At 64.0% G+C, this 21,241-nt stretch carries 17 protein-coding genes; 6 read left to right on the forward strand and 11 right to left on the reverse strand.

The window, feature by feature from the left end:
• Positions 1 to 34 precede the first annotated feature (34 nt).
• Entirely contained in the window at positions 35 to 1,816 is a 1,782-nt protein-coding gene (locus tag ABWV64_RS06415) for a hypothetical protein (protein ID WP_353343429.1), read from the forward strand.
• Positions 1,817 to 2,029: 213 nt separating this feature from the next.
• Here the strand turns inward: ABWV64_RS06415 and ABWV64_RS06420 are convergent, their stop codons facing one another.
• Positions 2,030 to 2,770: a class I SAM-dependent methyltransferase gene (locus ABWV64_RS06420; RefSeq protein WP_353343430.1), complete on the reverse strand. Its 741-nt coding sequence runs from the start codon at positions 2,768 to 2,770 to the stop codon at positions 2,030 to 2,032.
• Positions 2,771 to 2,844: 74 nt separating this feature from the next.
• On the opposite strand from ABWV64_RS06420, the gene gloB reads away from it, so the two are divergent.
• The 3 genes from gloB (at position 2,845) to ABWV64_RS06435 (ending at position 7,254) form a co-directional block, all read left to right on the forward strand.
• Positions 2,845 to 3,612, forward strand: a complete 768-nt coding sequence (gene gloB, locus ABWV64_RS06425; protein WP_353343431.1) for a hydroxyacylglutathione hydrolase — start codon at positions 2,845 to 2,847, stop codon at positions 3,610 to 3,612.
• A gap of 349 nt (positions 3,613 to 3,961) precedes the next feature.
• Positions 3,962 to 6,289: an ATP-dependent Clp protease ATP-binding subunit ClpA gene (gene clpA, locus ABWV64_RS06430; RefSeq protein WP_353343432.1), complete on the forward strand. Its 2,328-nt coding sequence runs from the start codon at positions 3,962 to 3,964 to the stop codon at positions 6,287 to 6,289.
• Positions 6,289 to 7,254: a M23 family metallopeptidase gene (locus tag ABWV64_RS06435; protein WP_353343433.1), complete on the forward strand. Its 966-nt coding sequence runs from the start codon at positions 6,289 to 6,291 to the stop codon at positions 7,252 to 7,254. Before clpA ends, ABWV64_RS06435 begins: the two co-directional genes overlap by 1 nt.
• 10 nt (positions 7,255 to 7,264) lie before the next feature.
• On the opposite strand, the gene ABWV64_RS06440 is transcribed toward ABWV64_RS06435, so the two are convergent.
• The 3 genes from ABWV64_RS06440 to ABWV64_RS06450 all read right to left on the reverse strand — a co-directional run bounded on the left by ABWV64_RS06440 (position 7,265) and on the right by ABWV64_RS06450 (position 10,733).
• Positions 7,265 to 8,842, reverse strand: coding sequence for a peptidoglycan -binding protein (locus tag ABWV64_RS06440; RefSeq protein ID WP_353343434.1), 1,578 nt, complete (start codon positions 8,840 to 8,842; stop codon positions 7,265 to 7,267).
• 3 nt (positions 8,843 to 8,845) lie between these two features.
• Positions 8,846 to 10,108, reverse strand: coding sequence for a biopolymer transporter ExbB (locus ABWV64_RS06445; protein ID WP_353343435.1), 1,263 nt, complete (start codon positions 10,106 to 10,108; stop codon positions 8,846 to 8,848).
• A 97-nt stretch (positions 10,109 to 10,205) separates the two neighbouring features.
• Positions 10,206 to 10,733 (reverse strand): gamma-glutamylcyclotransferase, encoded by a 528-nt coding sequence (locus ABWV64_RS06450; protein WP_353343436.1) that lies wholly within the window; start codon positions 10,731 to 10,733, stop codon positions 10,206 to 10,208.
• Between the two features lie 67 nt (positions 10,734 to 10,800).
• Between ABWV64_RS06450 and ABWV64_RS06455 the strand changes: the two genes are divergently transcribed.
• On the forward strand, positions 10,801 to 11,805 hold the full coding sequence (locus ABWV64_RS06455; RefSeq protein ID WP_353343437.1) for a DUF2125 domain-containing protein: 1,005 nt from the start codon (positions 10,801 to 10,803) through the stop codon (positions 11,803 to 11,805).
• 3 nt (positions 11,806 to 11,808) lie between these two features.
• Here the strand turns inward: ABWV64_RS06455 and ABWV64_RS06460 are convergent, their stop codons facing one another.
• From ABWV64_RS06460 to ABWV64_RS06490, 7 genes are all read right to left on the reverse strand, one after another.
• The gene (locus tag ABWV64_RS06460; protein WP_353343438.1) at positions 11,809 to 12,648 is read right to left on the reverse strand and encodes an extensin-like domain-containing protein; all 840 of its coding nucleotides are present in this window, start codon (positions 12,646 to 12,648) and stop codon (positions 11,809 to 11,811) included.
• Positions 12,645 to 13,580, reverse strand: a complete 936-nt coding sequence (locus tag ABWV64_RS06465; RefSeq protein ID WP_353343439.1) for a prephenate/arogenate dehydrogenase family protein — start codon at positions 13,578 to 13,580, stop codon at positions 12,645 to 12,647. Before ABWV64_RS06465 ends, ABWV64_RS06460 begins: the two co-directional genes overlap by 4 nt.
• Positions 13,577 to 14,662, reverse strand: a complete 1,086-nt coding sequence (gene hisC, locus ABWV64_RS06470; RefSeq protein ID WP_353343440.1) for a histidinol-phosphate transaminase — start codon at positions 14,660 to 14,662, stop codon at positions 13,577 to 13,579. The genes ABWV64_RS06465 and hisC overlap by 4 nt, the downstream gene beginning before the upstream one ends.
• A 246-nt stretch (positions 14,663 to 14,908) precedes the next feature.
• On the reverse strand, positions 14,909 to 16,324 hold the full coding sequence (locus ABWV64_RS06475; protein ID WP_353343441.1) for a homospermidine synthase: 1,416 nt from the start codon (positions 16,322 to 16,324) through the stop codon (positions 14,909 to 14,911).
• A gap of 156 nt (positions 16,325 to 16,480) precedes the next feature.
• Positions 16,481 to 17,101 carry a 30S ribosomal protein S4 gene (gene rpsD / locus ABWV64_RS06480; protein ID WP_353343442.1) on the reverse strand — a complete coding sequence of 207 codons (621 nt, stop codon included), beginning with the start codon at positions 17,099 to 17,101 and terminating at the stop codon, positions 16,481 to 16,483.
• 194 nt (positions 17,102 to 17,295) lie between these two features.
• Positions 17,296 to 18,360 carry a Hint domain-containing protein gene (locus ABWV64_RS06485; protein WP_353343443.1) on the reverse strand — a complete coding sequence of 355 codons (1,065 nt, stop codon included), beginning with the start codon at positions 18,358 to 18,360 and terminating at the stop codon, positions 17,296 to 17,298.
• A 116-nt stretch (positions 18,361 to 18,476) separates the two neighbouring features.
• On the reverse strand, positions 18,477 to 19,487 hold the full coding sequence (locus tag ABWV64_RS06490; RefSeq protein ID WP_353343444.1) for a lipid A-modifier LpxR family protein: 1,011 nt from the start codon (positions 19,485 to 19,487) through the stop codon (positions 18,477 to 18,479).
• A 240-nt stretch (positions 19,488 to 19,727) separates the two neighbouring features.
• Here ABWV64_RS06490 and ABWV64_RS06495 point away from each other — a divergent pair, with 240 nt between their 5' ends.
• On the forward strand, positions 19,728 to 21,125 hold the full coding sequence (locus tag ABWV64_RS06495; RefSeq protein WP_353343445.1) for an aminotransferase family protein: 1,398 nt from the start codon (positions 19,728 to 19,730) through the stop codon (positions 21,123 to 21,125).
• The last annotated feature ends 116 nt before the right edge of the window (positions 21,126 to 21,241 follow it).

The following is a 21,241-nucleotide window of genomic DNA, read 5'->3' on the forward strand; positions in this document are numbered from 1 at the left end:
CCATGTCACTGGGAACGAGAGAAAAGGGTACGAGATGATTTTAACGATTTTTTACGCGCTGGTCGGAACGCTCGCGGTTGGTATACTCTATGATCTCGCAGACACGTCAACGGACGACACACAGACCGATCCGGACACCCCCGAAACCCCCGAGACACCAGAAACGCCCGAAACGCCGGAAACCCCCGCAAGCATCGAGACCATCACCGGCACGACCGGTTCGGACACGCTCAGCGCCGCAGACGACCAGATCGCCTTTGGCGGCGACGGGGCCGATGTCATGTCCGCCTCCGGCACCGGCATTGTGGTCGGCGGCGAAGGCGCCGATACGCTCAGCGCCGCAGATCAGGGCGAGGCGCTCGGCGGCACCGGCTCGGATGTGATGACCGGTTCAGGCGAGAGCACCGTGTCGGGGGGCTTCGCCTCCGATACGCTGACCTTGACCGATGATGCCTTCGGCGAGGGCGAGGAAGGCTCCGATATCCTTATCGCCAGCGGCACCGCCTTGGCCAAGGGCGAAGCAGGCAGCGACATCTTGCAACTGTCCGAACTGGCGGTCGGCAAGGGCGGTCTGGACGACGACCTGCTCGCGGGCGATGGCAACAGCACGGCGCTTGGCAATGCGGGCGACGATACTTTGCTGGGCATGGGCGGCGCAGAGTTGGAAGGCGGCGACGGCGACGACATCCTTGCCTATCAAGGCAACGCCACCGACAGCGGCGCGAGTGTGACCGCCACGGGCGGCGAAGGGGCCGATACCTTTGTGATCGGCCTGACCGGATCGGAGGGCGCGCTGCCCGATTGGAACGCGCAGCAAGGCCTGCCCTCCTTGGCGGGCAATGTTTTCGAGATCACCGATTTCAACGCCGAGGAAGATCGCATTCTCATCGACGCATTTGACGAGATCGACGGCGAGTTGTCGGTGATCACCGAGATGTCCACCGTCAGCAACGAAGCCGGCAACACCTTGGATGTCCTGTTGACCGCCACCAATGGCGCGGAGCAGACGGTCGGCAGCCTGACCCTGCGCCTCACCAATATCGATGCGCAGGCTTTCGATCCGCTGGTCCACCTCGGCTTTGTCACCAGCACCGAAGAGGCCTTGGCCACCGATGCGCCCGAAACCTTCGCCGGTCCTGTGACGCCGCAGACCCTCACCGACGGGGATGATACGGCGGTCATCACGGCAGCGACCTTGCTTGATGCGGGTGCGGGCAATGACACGGTCACATGGACCGCAGGCATCGGCGGCACCGCCGATCTGGGCGATGGCAATGATACGATTGTGGCCGGTCCGGCCAATGTCATCATCGACGGCGGCGCGGGCGACGATGTGATCACCGCCGCCTGCGGCGCGACCATCGATCCGGGCACCGGCACCGACGCGATCACCCTCAACCTCGAAGCGGGCACAGCGCCGATTGCCGTCGCCTTCTCCGAAGAGGCCGATACGATCACCGTCAACCTCGCGGCCAATACGGCGGTGGATTACTTCCAAGTCACCGTGGTCGAGACCGATACGATCACCGATGCCACATCGGACGATCCGGTCAGCTTTACGCAAACCGGCACGGTCTATTTCTTGTCGAAAGCGGCCGGTCTGGGCCTGACCGAGGAGGGCTTCATGGCCGACTTTGGCGGCGCGACGGTTCTGGCCGAAATTGATCTGGGCGTGAAAACCGGCGTGTCCGCCTCGGGCGGCGGGCTGGATATCACCGACGCCTTCAACGACACGGTGGGGATCACGGTGAACGGCACGCTGACCAGCAGCTTCAACTTCCCGATCAACACCACCGCGACCGAAGCGGCGGCCTGATCATCCAAACGGCGAAATTGCAAACGCGCGCCTCTCTCGGGGCGCGCGTTTTGCTTTGAGCGGCGCGCCAACACCTGCGGATTTGCCCGCGGCACCGCGCCAGAGCAGCGGCGGCTGGGACGGCCAAACATGGCTCGCAAGCGTCACGCCCAAACCGGACCCGTTTCACAAGGCGCAGGCGAGCGACAGGGCGCAGACGCTCAGGCGCAGCGTTTAAACCGGCTTGACCTTGGGCGCGGGCGCCAAGGCCCCCAAGGGTTTGCGCACCGCTTCGCGCAGCCCTGGCCCGGCGGGCGCATGCACGCGTTTGGTCGCCTCGACCATCAACACGCCCCCCGACAGGATCACCGACAGGCTGCTGCCCGCGCGTTCCCACATCGGCGCGGTCTTGCGCCAGAACCGCTTGTGCGAGGGCGGCTGGTAAAGCGTGCTGATATGCCGCTCGGGCAGGAAATTATGGTGCTTCAATTCGCTCTCGAGCTGGCCTTGGCTATAGGGGCGACCAAAGCCGAAAGGCGTGCGATCCGAGCGCGACCAAAGCCCCGCACGATGCGGCACGATAAACAGCGCCCGCCCCCCTGGCCCCAAGACGCGCCAGCATTCTTCGAGCAACGCCGATGGCCGCTCGGAGGTCTCCAGCCCGTGCAGCACCACCAGCTTGTCCACCCGTCCGGTTTCAAGCGGCCATAGGGTCTCTTCGCTCAGCACCGACACATTGGGCAGGCCCGCAGGCCACGGCATCACCCCCTGCGGCGCGGGCATGAGGGCGACAACGCGGCGCGCATCGGCCAGATAGGGCCGCAACAACGGCACCGCAAAACCAAAGCCCGCCACCGTCTGCCCCTTGGCCTCGGGCCACAGCTTGAGCATCTGGTCGCGCACGGTCTTTTGCGCCGCACGGCCAAGATGGCTACGGTAATAAAAGTTGCGCAGGTCTTGCACATCAAGATGCATTGCAGGCAGGCTCCGGATCGGTCACGGTCATCGCACCATCTGCGCAAAGCATATCAACAGGGAGATAAAACGCCATGCCTCTTGAGATCATCACAATTCCCTGCCTGTCGGACAATTACGCCTATCTGCTCCATGATGCCCAAAGCGGCGAAACGGCCGTGGTCGATGTGCCCGATGCCGACCCGATCCGGCGCGCTTTGGCGGCGCGCGGCTGGCGGCTGAGCCATATCTTTTTGACCCACCACCATTGGGACCATATCGACGGGGTGGCGCCCTTGCTCGAAACCAATCGGGCCAAAGTGGTCGGCGCGCGCGCAGATGCGCACCGCTTGCCCGATCTCGACCTTGCCGTGGCCGAGGGCGAGACATTCGATTTCGGCGGCGAGCCGGTGCAGATTTTTGACGTCAGCGGCCATACGATTGGCCATATCGCCTTTTACCTGCCGCAAAGCGCCGCTTTGTTTTCTGCCGACAGCCTGATGGCCTTGGGCTGCGGACGCCTCTTTGAGGGCACGCCCGCGCAGATGCATGCCAGCATGGAAAAACTCGCCGCCCTGCCCGCTCAAACCATGGTCTATTCGGGCCATGAATACACCCAGTCCAACGCCCGCTTCGCGCTCAGCGTCGATCCGGATAATGCCGATTTGCAGGCGCGCAGCACCGCGATTGACGCCGCCCGCGCCGCCGGTCAACCCACCGTGCCCGCGCCTTTGTCCTTGGAACTGGCGACCAATCCCTTCTTGCGCGCGGGCGATGCGCGTCTCGCCCGCGCCGTGGGTATGGAGGGCGCCGCTCCGGTCGATGTCTTTACCGAATTGCGCGCGCGCAAGGACAAATTCTAGCCCGATCTAGTGGTATCAGCGCGCCGCGCCCCTATATGTTCATACGCGGCCCGAATGCAGGCGTGCGCAGCGGGTGCTCCGACGCGGTTCATACGCCATTGCGCGGGGCGGGGCGCATGCGCCGCCACGCAGACAGATCCGCATGGTTAACCCACAGAGCGCGCCCTTGCCGTTACGGCAACGCCCCATGGATGGGCGCATAATCACGGCAAATACAGCCCAAAACACGAAATGTGATCGTTAAATCACAAAAAGCACTTGAAGCGGGGCCGCAATCGACCAAACTTTAAGACTATGAGGCCATGGTTGGTGTCAACATCGCCCCAACCCAGATCAGAAGGAGCACAAAGTGCCTTCATTCTCGAACACACTGGAACAGGCAATCCACGCCGCACTGGCGCTTGCGAATGCCCGCAGCCACGAATTTGCAACGCTCGAGCACCTGCTGCTCGCGCTCCTCGACGAGCCCGAAGCGGCCAAGGTCATGAAGGCCTGTAGCGTCGATGTGGACGATTTGCGACGAACGCTGGTGGAATTCATCGACGAGGATCTGGCCAATCTCGTCACCGATATCGACGGCTCGGAATCCGTGCCGACCGCCGCCTTCCAACGCGTGATCCAACGCGCCGCGATCCATGTGCAAAGCTCCGGCCGCACCGAGGTCACCGGCGCCAATGTCTTGGTCGCGATTTTTGCCGAACGCGAAAGCAACGCCGCCTATTTCTTGCAAGAGCAGGACATGACCCGTTACGACGCGGTCAATTATATCGCCCATGGCGTCGCCAAAGACCCCGCTTACGGCGAACCGCGCCCGATTTCCGGCGCCAGTGCCGAGACCGAGCACGAGCACGGCCCGACCGAAGCCGAAGAGGCCAAGGAAAGCGCGCTTGGCAAATATTGCGTCGATCTCAATGAAAAAGCCCGCCAAGGCGATGTCGATCCGCTGATCGGCCGCTCCGGCGAGGTCGAGCGCTGCATTCAGGTGCTGTGCCGCCGCCGCAAGAACAACCCGCTTTTGGTCGGTGATCCCGGCGTTGGTAAAACCGCCATCGCCGAGGGGCTTGCACGCAAAATCATCGACGGCGAGACCCCCGAGGTTCTCTCCGAAACCACGATTTTCTCGCTCGATATGGGCGCGCTTTTGGCGGGCACCCGCTATCGCGGCGACTTCGAAGAGCGTCTCAAAGCCGTGGTGACCGAGCTTGAAGACCACCCCGATGCGGTGCTCTTCATCGACGAGATCCACACGGTGATCGGCGCAGGTGCCACCTCCGGCGGCGCGATGGATGCCTCGAACCTGCTCAAACCCGCCTTGCAGGGCGGCAAGCTGCGCTGCATGGGCTCGACCACCTACAAAGAGTTCCGCCAGCACTTCGAGAAGGACCGCGCCCTGAGCCGCCGGTTCCAGAAAATTGACGTGAGCGAGCCGAGCGTCGAGGATACGGTCAAAATCCTGCGCGGCCTGCAGCCCTATTTCGAAGAGCATCACGCGGTGAAATTCACCAATGATGCGATCAAATCGGCGGTCGAACTGGCCTCGCGCTATATCAACGACCGCAAACTGCCCGACAAAGCCATCGACGTGATCGACGAGGCTGGCGCGGCGCAGCGGCTGGTGACCGAAAGCAAACGGCGCAAGACCATAGGCGTCAAAGAGATCGAAGCCGTGGTCGCCAAAATCGCCCGCATCCCGCCAAAGAACGTCTCCAAGGACGATGCCGAGGTGCTCAAGGATCTGGAGAAATCGCTCAAACGCGTGGTCTTTGGCCAAGATGCGGCGATCGAGGCCCTGTCTTCGGCGATCAAACTGGCCCGCGCGGGCCTGCGCGAGCCGGAAAAACCCATCGGCAACTATCTCTTCGCCGGTCCCACCGGCGTCGGCAAAACCGAGGTGGCCAAGCAATTGGCCGATACTCTCGGGGTCGAACTTTTGCGTTTCGACATGTCCGAATATATGGAGAAACACGCGGTCTCGCGCCTCATCGGCGCGCCTCCCGGCTATGTCGGATTTGACCAAGGCGGCATGCTCACGGACCGTGTGGACGAACATCCGCATTGCGTCTTGCTGCTCGACGAGATGGAAAAAGCCCACCCCGATGTCTATAACATCTTGCTGCAGGTAATGGACAACGGCAAGCTGACCGACCACAACGGCCGCACCGTGGATTTCCGCAATGTGATCTTGATCATGACCTCGAACGCGGGCGCCACCGAACAGGCCAAAGAGGCCATCGGCTTCAACCGCGACCGCCGCGAGGGCGAGGATACCGCCGCGATCGAACGCACCTTCACGCCGGAATTCCGCAACCGTCTGGATGCGGTGGTCTCCTTCGCGCCGCTGCCCAAAGACACGATCTTGCAAGTGGTCGAGAAGTTCGTGCTGCAACTCGAAGCGCAATTGATGGACCGCAATGTCACCATCGAACTGACCCGCCCCGCCGCCGAATGGCTGGCCGACAAGGGCTATGACAGCAAGATGGGCGCGCGCCCCTTGGGCCGCGTGATCCAAGAGCACATCAAAAAGCCGCTGGCCGAGGAATTGCTCTTTGGCAAGCTGGCCAAAGGCGGTGTGGTCAAGGTCGGTGTCAAGGATGGCAAGATCGACCTCAAGACCGAAGGCCCGAAAAAGGCGCGCATTTCGTCCAGCAAAAAGCCGCCCTTGCTCACCGCCGATTGATGCGGCTTGCACGGCATATCGCCCTGATCCTATCCTTCGCAGCGCCCGCCGCTGCGGAGGATTTTTCGCTTTCATGGCCCGTCGACTGCACCCTCGGCGAGACCTGTTTTATCCAGCATTACGTCGACGACGACCCCACAAGCGGCGCCTCCGATTACACCTGCGGCAGTGCCACCTATGACAGCCACAAAGGCACTGACATCCGCCTGCGCAGCCGCGCCGAAATGGCGGCGGGCGTGCGGGTTCTGGCCGCGGCCGACGGTGTGGTGCTGGGTCTGCGCGACGGGATGGAGGATGCGATCCTCACCCGCGAGACCGAGGCCAAGATCGAGGGCAAGGATTGCGGCAACGGCGTGGTGATCCGCCACGCGGGCGGATGGGACACGCAATATTGCCATATGAAGCGCGGCTCGATCACCGTCACCAAGGGAGAGCGCGTCACCGCCGGCACGCCTTTGGGCGAAATCGGGCTGAGCGGGCGCACACAATTCCCGCATCTTCACATCTCGCTGCGCAAGGACGGCGCGCAGGTCGACCCCTTTGACCCCGACGGGCAGATCACCTGCGGCGCGCCCTCGCAAACCACCCTTTGGGACCGCGATATTCCCTATTCGGCGGGCGGCATTCTGGCCGCCGGTTTCGCGCCCCTCGTGCCCAGCTTTGACGCCATCAAGGCCGGCACCGCCGATGAAGCCCCCGCCCGCGATGCCCCCGCCTTTGTGCTCTGGGCCTATGCGTTTGGCGGGCAATCGGGCGACATCATGCGCCTGTCCATCACGGGGCCCGAGGGCGAATTGATCCGCCATGACGCGGTTTTGGACAAGGATCAGGCACAGTTTTTCCGCGCCACCGGCAAAAAACGGCGCGCGCCGCAATGGCCTGCGGGCGATTACGAAGGCCGCGCCAGCTTGCTGCGCGGCGGCCAGATCATCGCCCAAACGCAGATCCGCGCCGACCTGCGCTAGGGCGCGCGCATTATTTCTCGGTAAGTTTCAATTCGATACGCCGGTTTTGCGCCCGCGCCGCAGGGGTATTGGCACGGTTCACCGGTTGGAATTCGCCAAAGCCGTTGGCCGACAACCGCTCCGGCGCAATGCCCAGATCGCCCGACATATAGCGCACCACCGACAAGGCCCGCGCTTGGCTCAATTCCCAATTGTCGGCGAATTCGCCCTCGCCGGACAAGGGCACATTATCCGTATGCCCGTCCACGCGGATCACCCAATCGATGCCCGCCGGAATATCCCCCGCCACATTGCGCAGGATGCGCGCCACTTTGGCGATCTCGCGCTGGCCCTGCGCCGAAAGCTCCGCCGCACCGGGCGGAAAGAGGACTTCGGAGGAAAACACAAATCGGTCCCCGACGATTTTCACCCCCTCCTGCGCGCCCAGAACCTCGCGCATCCGGCCGAAAAACTCCGAGCGGTATTTGGCCAGATCCTGCGTTTCCGCCTCCAGCCGCTTGCGCTCGGCCGCTTCCAATTCGGCGCGCTTGCGCTCTTCGGCGGCGACGCGGGCCAATGCGGCATTGAGGTCCGATCCGAGCGATTGCAACTGCACCTGCGCGGCGGCATCGCGCGCTTTTGCGTCATCCAAAAGCGCCTGAAGGCTCGACAATTGACCGCGCAAGGCCGCGACCTGTTGGTTGAGCAAAGCCTGCTGGCGCATCGCCTCGGCGGATTTTGCCTCCTCTTGCGACAAGGCCGCATTGGCCGCCGCCAAGAGCCCCGCACGTTTGTCCGCCTCCGAAAGCTGCGCCTCTTGCGCGGCGGCCAGCCGGTCGCGCGCGGCCTCGGCGGCAGCCAGAAGCGTCAGCGTTTCCTCGGCCTTCGCGCGTTGGGTCTCCAAGGCCATCGTCATGGCGGTCAATTCCGCATCGGCATTCTCCAGCCGCGCGCGCAGCGCCTGCGCCGCCGCCGCCTCGGCCAAACGCGCCGCCTCTTCGGCCTGCAACTCGGAGGTGGCGGCGGCCAGAGCCTCTTGGTTTTGCGCCAGATCGGATTTGAGATCGGCGGCCAAAGCCTCCAGCGCCGCGCGCTGCGCCGCCGCGAGCCGCGCCGCTTCGGCCTTTTCATCGGCGATCAACAAGGCATCGTCGCGATCCGCCTGCGCCGCCGTCAATCGCAATTGCAAACTCTCGGCGCTCTCGCTCGCATCGGCCAGATCGGCGCTCAGCCGGTCGCGCTCAAACAACAGCCCCGCGACTTGCGCTTCGAAATCGCTGATCTTGGCGCGGGCACCGGCCAGTGCGGTTTCTTGCTCTGCGGCCTCGCGGCGCACCTGCGTCAGCGTCGCCGTGAGCGCGCCCAATTGCGCCTCCAGATCACCGGCGCGCTGTTGCTCCAGCCCCAGCGCTTTCGAGAGGGCCGCGACCTCGTCGGAAAACGCATCCAACTGGCTTTCTTGGCCGCTGATGGTTTCGCGCAGGACCGATTGCACCCCCATGAAGATCGTCAAGACAAAGACCAGAACCAGCAAAAGCCCCGTCATCGCATCGACAAATCCGGGCCAGATCGGCGCAGGCTCGCGGCCCGCGCGGCGCGATAGGGCCATGGGTCAGCCCTCCTCGCCCGTCTCGTCGCCCGAGCGCGATGCATCGCCCGTGGCCAGCCGCATTTTGCGCGGCCCGCTGCTGCGGCTTTGGCCCAAGGCGCGGCCCAAAGCGGCCAGATCATTGCGCAATTCGCTCATCGTCTCTTGGCGGCCCGCGCTGATCTCTTCGAGAATCCGCAGCATCTGCACGTCGATCGAGCGCAGGCGCATGCGGCTTTCGGCGTCAAATCCTTCGGCGTCCATCGCGCCGCTGCCGCCCGCCCCCGCGGCGCGCTCGACGGCGGCGACCACCCGCTCTTGCCCTTCGGCGATCCGCTCCAGCGCCAGATGGCTTTCATGCGCGGCGCTCTGATCGCCAAGGCGCAGGGTCAAACGCTCCACCGCATCGGCCAGCGCGCCGAGCTTTTCCTCGACCTGCGCGCGGCGGATGTCCGATTGCACATAGATCTCCTGCAACCCTTCCATCTGCTCGGACATATGGTCGAGCACCCCCGCCACGACTGCGTTCTCGATGCCGCTGTCGCCGCCTTCGGCTGCAAATCCGACGCGGGTGATGGTCGAGAGCCATTCTTCCAACTCGCGGTAAAAGCGGTTTTGTCCATGGCCTGCGAAAAGCTCCAAGAGCCCCACGGTGAGCGAGCCGGACAGACCCAAAAGCGAGGAAGCAAAGGCCACGCCCATGCCGCCAAGCTGGGCCTCAAGGCCGGTCATCAACCGGTTGAACACCGCCACACCGGTTTCGCCATCCTGCGGCGCGAGGCCGCGAATGGTATCGACCAAGGCCGGCACCGTCGTCGCCAACCCGTAGAACGTGCCCAAAAGGCCAAGGAATACCAACAGGTTGACGATATAACGCGTGACATCGCGGGCCTCATCGATCCGCGTGGCGACGCTGTCGAGGATCGAGGCGGTCGACGTCGCGGCGATTTGCATCCGTTTGGAGCGCGCCCGCAGCAAGGCCGCCAAAGGCGCCAGAAGGCGCGGCGCCTTGACCCCTTCCTTTTCCACCGCATCGCGGGCAAAAGCTTCGATCCAGCGCACCGAGGAGACCAATTGCACCACCTGCACGAAACAGGTCACCACACCGATGACAAAGACAAAGACGATGAAGCTGTTGAGATAGGGGTTGGCTTGGAAAACCGGCAAAACCCGCGGCAAGGCAAGGAAGACCCCCGCGCCGCACAGGGCGAGCACGATGAGCATCGATATGATCTGGCGCACAGGTTGGGAAAAGTGCACTTCGGCCTCGCGGTCCGGATGCGCCATGCGCAGGGCTCCTGAACTCTGGAATTCTTTGACCAAAGCTTAATCGCAAAACCCCGCCCGCGCCAAGAGAATTAGCGCGCGGCGCGCGGGCAGGCGATCACATCAACGCGCGCACCCTTGCGCTGAGCCAATCCAGATCACCATCGGCAAGGCCCAGCTCGGCCAGATGCGCCGCCGTGTTGAACAGATATTCGCTATTGGGGCCGCGCCCGCCGTGGGCGCGGGCGATGATCTGTGCCTGCTCTTCGAGCGCCAGCCCGCCGCAATATTGCTCATGGGCGCGGTCCACCACATAGGTCACGGCGCGCGCCCGCCCGCCGCCGCGCAACTCGACCTCCAAAACCTCTTCGAGATAGGCCGAGGAGACCAATTCGCGCTCGCGCAGATAGGCCAGAACCCCGTCGGCCAGATCATCCGCCACCCGAAAGGCCACCCCGTGACACGCCGCCCCCCGCGCGCGGTCGAGCGCCAGAACAAGGCCGGGGTTTTCGTCGGTGCCGCGATGGTGGATCGAACGCATGCAAAAGCTGCGCGCATAATCGGGCAAGGAGGCGATCACCCTTTCTTCGGTCTCGAAACCGGGGTTCCAAACCAAAGAGCCATAGCCGAATACCCAAAGTGTCATGATGCTGGTCCTTTCGCGCGCACCCTTATAAACACGCGCCATAGGCGGGCAAAAGAGGGCATTTTGGATGCGCAAGCTAATCGGATTGGTGATCGTCGCGGCGGTTTTGTGGTCGGGCTATTGGTTTGTCGGATCGCGCGCCCTGCGCGGCGGGCTGGAGGCGTGGTTCGACACGCGCCGCGCCGAAGGCTGGGTCGCGGAATATTCCGATCTGTCGCTGCGCGGCTTTCCCAACCGTTTCGACAGCACCTTCACCGATATCGCCCTTGCCGATCCGGCCACGGGGGTGGCATGGCAGGCCCCGTTTTTCCAGCTTTTCGCGCTCAGCTACCGGCCCAACCACGTCATCGCCGTCTGGCCGAACGATCAAACCCTCGCCACGCCCTTGGCCAAATTCGACATCCACAGCACCCGCATGCGCGCCTCGGCCCGTGTCGCACCCACCAGCGCGCTGGCGATTGAAAAGGCGGTGCTTGAGGGCGAGGATCTGGCGATCCGCACCCGCGAAGAGGGCGGCAGTTTGGACATCGGCGCGCTCAACCTCGCGGTAGAGCGCGCGGCGGGCTTTGAGAGCCGCTACCGATTTGGCGTCACCGGCGCGGGCATTTCGCCCTCCGCCCCGATGCGCCGCGTGATCGACCCGCAGGGGCGTTTGCCGCAGGCTCTGGGCGATCTGCGCGCCGATCTGAGCATCGAATTTGACGCGCCGTGGGACCGCTACGCCATTGAACGCGCGCGCCCGCAGCCGGTGCAGATCGACGTGAGCTTGGCCGAGGCCACATGGGGCGAGTTGCAACTGGCGGCGGCAGGGGCGCTGAGCGTCGATGCGGCGGGCATTCCCACGGGGCGCATCACCCTCAAGGCGCGCAACTGGCCGCAAATCATCACCCTCGCGCGGCAAACCGGCGCCTGGCCCGAACCGGTTTTGAACCTCACCGAGCGCGCGCTCTCGACCCTCGCGCAGATGGCGGGCAACCCCAAAACCCTTGATATTCCATTGGATTTCAAAGGCGGCCTGATCCGCCTTGGCCCGCTTCCGATCGGGCCTGCGCCGGTGATCCGGCTGCGCTAGGCGCTATCTGCAATAGCTGCCGCTGCGATATCGGGCGGTGTCGAAATGGAAATGGTCGCGGTGGTATTTGTTGGCCTCCGGCCCCAGAACCGTGCCGAAGGGGCCGCACGCCGCGCCATGCATCTTGCGCAAGGCGCGCCCCTCGCGCCCGCGTCCCCAATCGCGCAGCACGCTGATCTGTGTCCCGTTGACCAAGGTAAAGCCCGAGATATCAATCGCCCGTCCCTTGCCGTGTTCGGATATTTTCGCGCCGCGCTGGCTGTTGCGGGTGCGGCACGCATAATGCGCCGCGACGCGGATCGAGCGCACCCCGCCGCCGATGCCGCCAACCGCCGGTTTCATCCCACGATCCACCCATGATTTGAGCGCCCGCGCCGTGCCGCAATCCATCACCGACGCCGTGCTCAGCGCCACGCCCGAAACCGAGCGCACCCGCACCGCATCGCTCACACCGCAACCTTTGAGCTTGCCCGCAACGCGGCCCACCGCCTCGCCCTGGATGGCAAGATCACCGCAAACCGCGCCTTTCTTGGCCAATTGCCGCGCCTTGCGCCCCGTGGCCTCGACATCCTTGCCGCGCGCATTGGGGCGCAAGGAGCGAAACAGGCCAAAGCGTTTTTTCGTCGTCTCGGGAGCGGCGGCTTGGCTTTGCGGCTGGCTTTGCGGCTGGCTGGGGGCCTGCGACGGGGCGCTTTGCGGCGCGGCCAAAGGTGCGGCCTGCACCGACGGGGCCATCTCGCTACCGGCCCGCGCAACGGGGCGCAGCGAGACCTCGGGCGCGCGCGCCGCTCCCGTGCCCGCGCTGAGCACCAGCGCCGCGACAAGCCCCGCGCGCAGCCTCACTTGCCCGCTTTCGCGCGCCCGAAATCGGGTGCGTCCGTGTCTTGGCCAGCTTCGATAATACCGCGGCGGATGGCCCGCGTGCGGGTGAAATAATCATGCAGCATCTCGCCATCGCCGGTGCGGATCGCCCGTTGCAGCGCAAAAAGCTCCTCGGTGAAGCGACCCAAAATCTCCAGCGTCGCCTCTTTGTTGTTCAAGAAGACATCGCGCCACATCGTCGGGTCCGAGGCCGCAATCCGCGTGAAATCGCGAAAACCTGCGGCGGAATATTTGATCACTTCGCTATCGGTCACGCGGCCCAGATCATCGGCCACGCCCACCATCGTATAGGCAATCAGGTGCGGCGTGTGGCTGGTCACCGCCAGCACCAGATCGTGATGCTCGGGGTCCATTTCCCCGACATTGGCACCCAGCCCTTCCCAAAACGCGCGCAGCCGCGCCACCGCCTGCGCATCGCTGCCCGCGACCGGCACGATCAGGCTCCAGCGGTTGTCGAAAAGCTCGGCAAAACCTGATGTCGGCCCGCTGTGCTCGGTCCCTGCCAATGGGTGCGCGGGGATGAAATGCACGCCTTGGGGGATATGGGGCGCCACGGCCGCGATCACCGCCGCCTTGACCGATCCCACGTCCGACACCGTCGCGCCCGCCTTCAGATGCGGCGCGATTTCCTCCGCCACCGCACCCATCGCCCCCACGGGCACGCAAAGCACCACCAGATCGGCGCCCTGCACCGCCTCGGCGGCGCTGTCGCAGACGCGGTCGCACAGGCCGATCTCGCGGGCCGTGGCGCGCGTCTCGTTTGAGCGCGCATAGCCCGTGACCTCGCCCGCCAATCCGGCGCGTTTGATCGCCCAGAACATCGAGGAGGCAATCAGCCCCAGCCCGATCAATGCAACCCGCCCGTAAACCGGCGCTGCGACTGGCGCGCTCATGACTGTGTCTCCATAAATTGTCCGACCGCATGGGCCACGCGGCGGCACGACGCCTCATCGCCAATGGTGATGCGCAGGCAGTGAGGCAATTTATAGCCCTTGGTCGCCCGCACTATCAGCCCCTGCGCATTGAGATGCGCATTGCAGGCCTCGGCCTGCGCCGCGTCGCGAAACCGCGCCAGAATGAAATTGGCCGAAGACGCATCGGACGCCACGCCGACATCGTCCAAAGCCTTGGCCAACCACCCGCGCAGCCGCGCGTTCTCGGCGCGGCATTTCTCGGCATAGGCGCGATCACGCACCGCCGCCTCGGCGGTCACCAAAGCGGGCTGGCTCAAATTGAACGGCCCGCGGATACGGTTGAGCACATCGATGATCTCGCGCGGCCCGTATCCCCAACCGACGCGCAGCCCGCCCAGCCCGTAAAGCTTGGAAAACGTCCGCGTCATCACCACATTGGGCCGCGCGCTGGCCAAAGCCGCGCCGCCGTCATAGTCCTGCGCATATTCCGCATAGGCGCTGTCGATCACCAAAATCGCATGCGCGGGCACCCCGTCGGCCAAACGGGTCAATTCCGCCTCGCTCAGCATCGTGCCGGTGGGATTGGCCGGATTGGCAATAAACACCAGCCGCGTGCGCGCCGTGCAGCCCGCCAAAATCGCATCCACATCGACCACGCGCTCGCGCTCGGGCACCTCCACGGGCGTCGCCCCCGCCGCCAAGGCCGAAATGCGATACATCGAAAACCCGTGCTCGGTGTGGATCACCTCATCGCCCGCGCCCGCATAGCACTGGCACAAAAAGTGGATCACCTCATCCGAGCCGACGCCGCAGATAATCCGCTCCGGATCAAGCCCGTGCACCTCGCCGATCGCCCCGCGCAAGGCGGCATGATCGGTGCTCGGATAGCGGTGCAGATCATAAGAGGCGCGGCGAAATGCCTCGATCGCCGCCTCGGAGGCGCCAAAAGGATTTTCGTTCGAGCTGAGCTTGACCACCTGCTCGACACCCTCGATTTTCGAGGCCCCCGATTGGTAAAGCTCGATCTCCATAATGCCGGATTGCGGCGTAATCTGCGTCATCGTTAATCTCTCCTGCAAACCTCTTATCCGCGCATCCGCCCCAAGGGAAGAATGAACCCCGCAATAGTTGCCCTACGCGGCATTTCGCCCCCATCACGGCGCAGCAAACCCGCCCGCTTTGCCGGCTCTTCAAATATCCCCGCCGCAGGCTCGGAGCGGCGCAAAACAAACGCGGCCCGCCGCAGCGCCGCCAGTCCCCGCCGCGCGCTGCGCCGTACGCCCTCATGCGCTTAGGCCCTCAGGCCCTCAGGTCGCCAGAACATTGCGAAACTGCCACGGATCGCTTTCGTCGATGTCTTCGGGGAAATGCTCCCAACGGTCCTGCAACGGCGTCCAATCGGTATAATGCGCCTCGACAGGGCCAAGATACGGCCGCTGCACCTCAAGGCATCGCGCGTGATCCATTTCGTCGGCCTCCACGATCCCCGCTTGCGGGTTCTCGAGCGCCCAAACCATACCGGCCAGAACCGCCGATGTGACCTGTAGCCCCGTGGCGTTCTGATAGGGCGCCAGGTCGCGCGCCTCGGCATTGCTGAGCCGCGATCCATACCACAGCGCGTTTTTCGCGTGCCCGTAAAGCAGCACGCCCAATTCATCGATGCCCTCGACGATTTCATCCTCGGCCAGAATGTGATGCACCTGCTGCTGGCGGCCCGATCCGAACATCTCATGCAAGGACAAAACCGCATCATCGCAGGGGTGATAGGCATAGTGGCAGGTCGGCCGGTAGGCCGGTGCCTCGGGCGCGCCGACAGTGTAGTAATCCGAGATCGAGATCGCCTCGTTATGGGTCACCAGATAGCCGAACTGCGGCCCCGGTGTCGGGCACCACGTATGCACCCGCGTGATCGCGCCCGGGCGTTCGAACCAGATCCCCGCACGGCATCCGGTCTCATGCGAATGCGCCGTTTCGGGCATCCATGTCTCATGGGTGCCCCATCCCAATTCGGCAGGCTGGAAGCCCTCGGCGATGAAGCCTTCGACCGACCACGTGTTCACGAAGACGCCGCGCGGGCGCGGGGTGCGGCGCGCTTGGGTGTCGCGCTCGGCGATATGCACGCCCTTGACCCCGAGGCCCTGCATCAGCGCCGCCCATCCGGCGCGATCTTGCGGCACCTGCGCATCGGCCCCCGTATCGCGCGCCAGTTGCAACAATGCCTCCTTGACGAACCAGCTCACCATCCCCGGATTGGCGCCGCAGCACGACACCGCCGTCGTCCCGCCCGGATTGGCGGCTTTCTCGTCGCGCACCGTCTGGCGCAGCGCGTAATTGGTGCGCTCGGCATTCTCGGCCGTGTCGAAATAGAACCCCGCCCAAGGCTCCACCACCGTATCGATATAAAGCACCCCCATCTCGCGGCACAGCTTCATGATATCGAGCGAGGAGGTATCGACGCTCAGGTTCACGCAAAACCCTTTGCCGCCCGCGAACAGCGCGCCCAGAACCTCGCGGTAATTCTCCGGCGTCAGGGCCACCTGTTCGTGGCGGATGCCGCGTTGGCGCAAGAACGTCGCCCCCGCATCCGACGGATCGATCACGCACATCTGTTTCGCGTCATAGTCGAAATGCCGCTCGATCAACGGCAAGGTGCCGCGCCCGATCGATCCAAAGCCGATCATCACAACGGGGCCGTCAATACGGCCATAAACGGGATAGGTCATGGGGCGCTCCTGCGGGCTGCGGGCCGCATCGGCCCGTGAAAAGACATGCGCGTCATAACGGGACGCATAGGCGCGGGGCAAAGAAAATCCGCCCGCCACAAAGAAAAAGGGCCGCTCCTTTCGGTGCGGCCCTTCCTCGACTGGATCGGCGCAGGCTTAGTTCTGCGCGTAGAATTCGATCACGAGGTTCGGCTCCATCATCACCGGATAGGGCACATCCCCCAAACCAGGAGTGCGCACGAAGGTCGCTTTCATTTTCGAATGGTCCGCTTCGATGTAATCGGGCACATCGCGCTCGGCCAATTGGGTGGCCTCGATGACAACGGCGATCTGCTTGGAGCGCTCGCGCACTTCGATCACGTCACCCTCTTTCACACGGTAGGAGGGGATGTTGACGCGTTTGCCGTTCACGGTCACATGGCCGTGGTTCACGAACTGGCGCGCCGCAAAAACGGTGGCCACGAATTTCGCGCGGTAAACAACGGCGTCGAGACGGCGCTCGAGCAGACCGATCAGGTTCTCACCGGTGTCGCCTTTGACACGCTCGGCTTCGCCGTAGATGCGGCGGAACTGCTTTTCGGTCAGATCGCCGTAATACCCTTTGAGCTTTTGCTTGGCGCGCAGCTGCAGACCGAAGTCCGACAATTTACCCTTGCGGCGCTGGCCGTGCTGACCGGGGCCATATTCGCGGCGGTTGACCGGCGATTTTGCGCGGCCCCAGATGTTTTCGCCCATGCGGCGATCGATTTTATACTTGGCAGACGTGCGTTTGGTCACGGCTGATATCCTTTCGGTTTGGACCCGCTGCAAAATGCGGCGGATGGAAAGGGCGTTGTCCTCTGGCCGAAGCCCGACAGGCATCCCCTTGCGGGGGCCACCAACACCAATGAAAGCGCGCTTATACAGCCGCGCGAGGGCGTGTCAACAGATTCCCGCGCCTCAATGCGGCGGCCCGCGCAGCACAGGGTAAATCAGGCCGCGTCATGCCCCATAATCGCCGCCTCGGAGGCGCTCAGGTTGCGGCGCGCAAAATCGCCGTAGCTTTGCGCATCTTGCTCCAGCTGCGGCAGATGTTCGAGCAAACGCCGACGGTCGTCAGGGCTCAGCGTGCCCAGCGCCGCATTGGCCGGATGGAAGCTTTCGGTTTCGACCCCATTGGCCCAAACGATCTGATGCGAGGGCAGCAGCAGATGCACATAGGTCACCTGACGCACCTTCAAATCCACCACGATATTGGACCCGTTGACCAGATCACGCGCCGCGACCAACACTTCGGAGGTGTTGAACAGCGCCCGCGCCTCGTCGCCCTTGATCAACATCCGGTGCTCGGGCGAGACCAAAAGCTCGGCATCGGGGCGCTCGACGCCCAAAGCGCCGGTGCGGATCCGGATCGGGCGCAGCTTGGGCATCGCAAAGAGCCGCGCGCCGCTCATCCGGCGCGATCCGGTCCATTGGATTTCCTGCGCGCCGCTGTCCTTGGTCAAAACCTTGTCGCCCTCGCGCAGCTCTTCGACCGCGCGCAGCCCGTCCTCGCAGCGGATCATCGTGCCAGGGGTAAAGCAAATCACCCCGCCGTCACCCGCCGATGCGCTTTGCTGCGCGGCGATATCCAGCGTGTGATGCACCACCCAAAGATCGACGCCCTTGGGGGGCAATTCATTGAGAAACATGAGCAAAGGCGCCGCACCGCCGCCGACCTCGATCAAGGTCACCGTATAGGTTTTTGCCCCGTCGGTGACCACGAAACTGCTGTCTGCAAGGGGGGCGGCGTAATCGGCCTCGCCCATCGGGGCACTGCGCGCCACGGCGCTGCCCACGAGGCGGCGCACCATACGCGCCGCGCGTTTGCGAAGATCTGCTTCGCCATCCGCCTGTTCAAGCCGCATCACATCGTTTGGTCCGTCCACCCGCACAGCGTCCCCGTGCCAAGACCACGCCGCGCCCACGTTCAACGCCTGAAGGGGCGGGGCGGATAAACCGTCGACTTCCGTCTGCGACAAGGAGATGACGAACGTGCCTCGAAAGCCCGTTTTCATACCTGTCTACTGCCTCGTTTTTATTTTTTATTAAGCAATCGTTAACAGAGACAATTGCCCCTGCAAACCCTTGTCTTCACGTCAAAGATGCGAAGAGTTGCAACTGTGGCAGAAAATCAAAAGTCGAGGTTGAGCCGCAGCGAGCCGAGAACCTGCCCCTCGCCCTGCCCGACGAATTCCTCGCCCAGATAGGTCAGCCCGTAAAACACGCTGCTGCTTTCGCCTTGCCAATGCACGCCAAAGCGGGCACGCGAGCGCGCATCGCTGAGCGCATAGCCGCGGCTTTCGGGCAGGAAAATGCTGCTGTCGACGGCGGCCATATCGGCCCCGAGGACAAAGCTATAGCCGGTCTCGCCGTTCTCGGTGGTGCGGTAGCGTTGGCCACTGACCGGATCGCGCACCAGCAATTCGCCCATGCCCACCGATCCGATGGTCATATCCGCGCCCACGCGCAGCAAGGTCTCGGCCCCCGCGCGCGCCTCGACAAAGGGGCGCAATTGCGCGCCGCCAAGGCTCAGATCGCGCCCCGCCTCGAACACCAATGTCGGATGGATGCCGTCGCCGATCTGCGCATCGCGCACCGCCGCCGAGGCCGCGCCGCGTCCCAAAAGATCGTGCAGGCCGGTTTGAAACCCGTCCAGCCCCGTCTGTTTGCCCGTCACCACCAGATCGGCGCCAAGGGCAAATTCGGTCTGGCCGCGCGCAAAATGCGTATGCGCCCCCAAAGACAGCGCCCCCGCAAAGGGCCGATCCCCTGCGGCGGGGCTGCTCAAATTGTCGGGGGCCATGATCTCGCCGGAAAAGCGCAATTCGATCACCTCGCCCATCTGCGAGGGCAAGGCCCCCGCCCAAGGCGCGCGCGCATAGATGCGGCTTGAGGCGACCGATCCGGTGCGCCAGCGGTCCTGCCCGTCGCCAAGCAGATCATTGGTCACCAAACGCCCATAGCCGATTTTGAAAAACCCGCCCTTGGCGATATCGCCCTCGACGCCGGCGGCCTGCGGCGCAACCTCGCCATCGGCGGGCACATCCGCCTCGCTACCGGCCCGAAGAGGGGCGGCAAACAGCGCGGCGCAGACCGCGGCGGCCAGAGTTGCAGCATGGAACGGCGAGGAGAATCGGGGCATGCGTATCGGGTCCAAATCGGGCAAGGCAGTTACCCTGACCCTAGCCAAAGCGCCCGCGCCGCGCCACCGCCCGCAGCCGCGCGCGCGCATAAACCCCCAAAGGTGCGGCGAAATTGCAGCAAAGCCCGCCCCGCCCCCCCGTATTTCCCCAGCTTGCCAAAGCGGATATTTGGGCGCAGGGTCTACCCCAAATCGCGCCCCGCGCGCCCTCTCTCACCTCGCATTCTACGGAGCCGCTTCATGGACAGCACCCTGCATGGCAATGACATCGAAAAAATCGTCTCGGCCGACCGCGCCCACGTCTGGCATCACCTGACCCAACATAAACCTTTTGAAACCGGCGCGCCGCGCATCATCACCGAAGGGCGCGGCATGCGCGTTTGGGACCAGAACGGCAAGGAATACCTCGATGCGGTGTCGGGCGGCGTCTGGACCGTCAATGTCGGCTACGGGCGCGAACGCATCGCCGATGCGGTGCGCGACCAATTGGTGCAGCTGAACTATTTCGCCGGTGCCGCCGGATCGATCCCTGGCGCGCTGTTTGCCGAAAAGCTGCTCACCAAAATGCCGGGGATGAGCCGGATGTATTATTGCAATTCGGGCTCGGAGGCCAATGAGAAGGCCTTTAAAATGGTCCGCCAGATCGCCCATAAGAAATACGGCGGCACCAAGCATAAAATCCTCTACCGCGCGCGCGACTATCACGGCACGACCATCGGTTGCCTGTCGGCGGGCGGGCAACAAGAGCGCAACGCCCAATACGGCCCCTTTGCCCCGGGGTTTGTCGAAGTCCCCCATTGCCTTGAGTATCACAAGGAGGACCAAGACCTCGGCCATCTGTCGGGCGCCGATTACGGCCGCGCCGCCGCCGATGCGATCGAGGCGGTGATCTTGCGCGAAGGGCCCGAAACCGTTGGCGCGCTTTGCCTTGAGCCGGTCACCGCAGGCGGCGGCGTCATCGTCCCGCCCGAAGGCTATTGGGCGCGCGTGCAGGAGATTTGCCGCAAATACGACATCCTTTTGCATATCGACGAAGTGGTCTGCGGCGTCGGGCGCACGGGCACATGGTTCGGCTATCAACACTACGGGATCGAGCCGGATTTCGTCACCATGGCCAAGGGCGTGGCCTCGGGCTATGCCGCCATCGCCTGCCTTGTCACCACCGAAGAGGTGTTTGACATGTTCAAGGCGCAGCCCGACGATCCGCTCGATTACTTCCGCGATATCTCGACCTTTGGCGGCTGCACGGCGGGGCCGACGGCGGCTTTGGTCAATATGGATATCATCGAAGAGGAGGGCCTGCTCGACAACACCACCGCGATGGGCGCGCGCCTGATGGGCAACCTTTCGGCGCTGGCCGAAAAACACGAGGTGATCGGCGATGTGCGCGGCGCGGGATTGTTCTGCGGCGCCGAATTGGTCAGCGACCGCACCGCCAAAACCCCCGTCGATGAAAAGCTCGCCGCCAAAGTCGTCGCCGAATGCGGGGCGCAGGGCGTGATCATCGGCGCGACCAACCGCTCGGTGCCTGGCTATAACAACACGCTGTGCTTCTCGCCCGCGCTGATCGCGACCGAGCAAGACATCGACGCCATCACCGGCGCGGTCGACGCCGCGCTCACCCGCGTCTTTGGCTAGCCCTCTGGGGCGCAGGCCATCGGCAAAGGCAAACAAAAAACGGCGCTGCGCGGATCCCCGCAGCGCCGTTTTTGACATCCTGAGTCTGCCCTTCGATTTTACACTTCGATTTTACT

Source organism: Litorivita sp. NS0012-18, assembly GCF_040371945.1.
Classification (GTDB): domain Bacteria; phylum Pseudomonadota; class Alphaproteobacteria; order Rhodobacterales; family Rhodobacteraceae; genus Litorivita.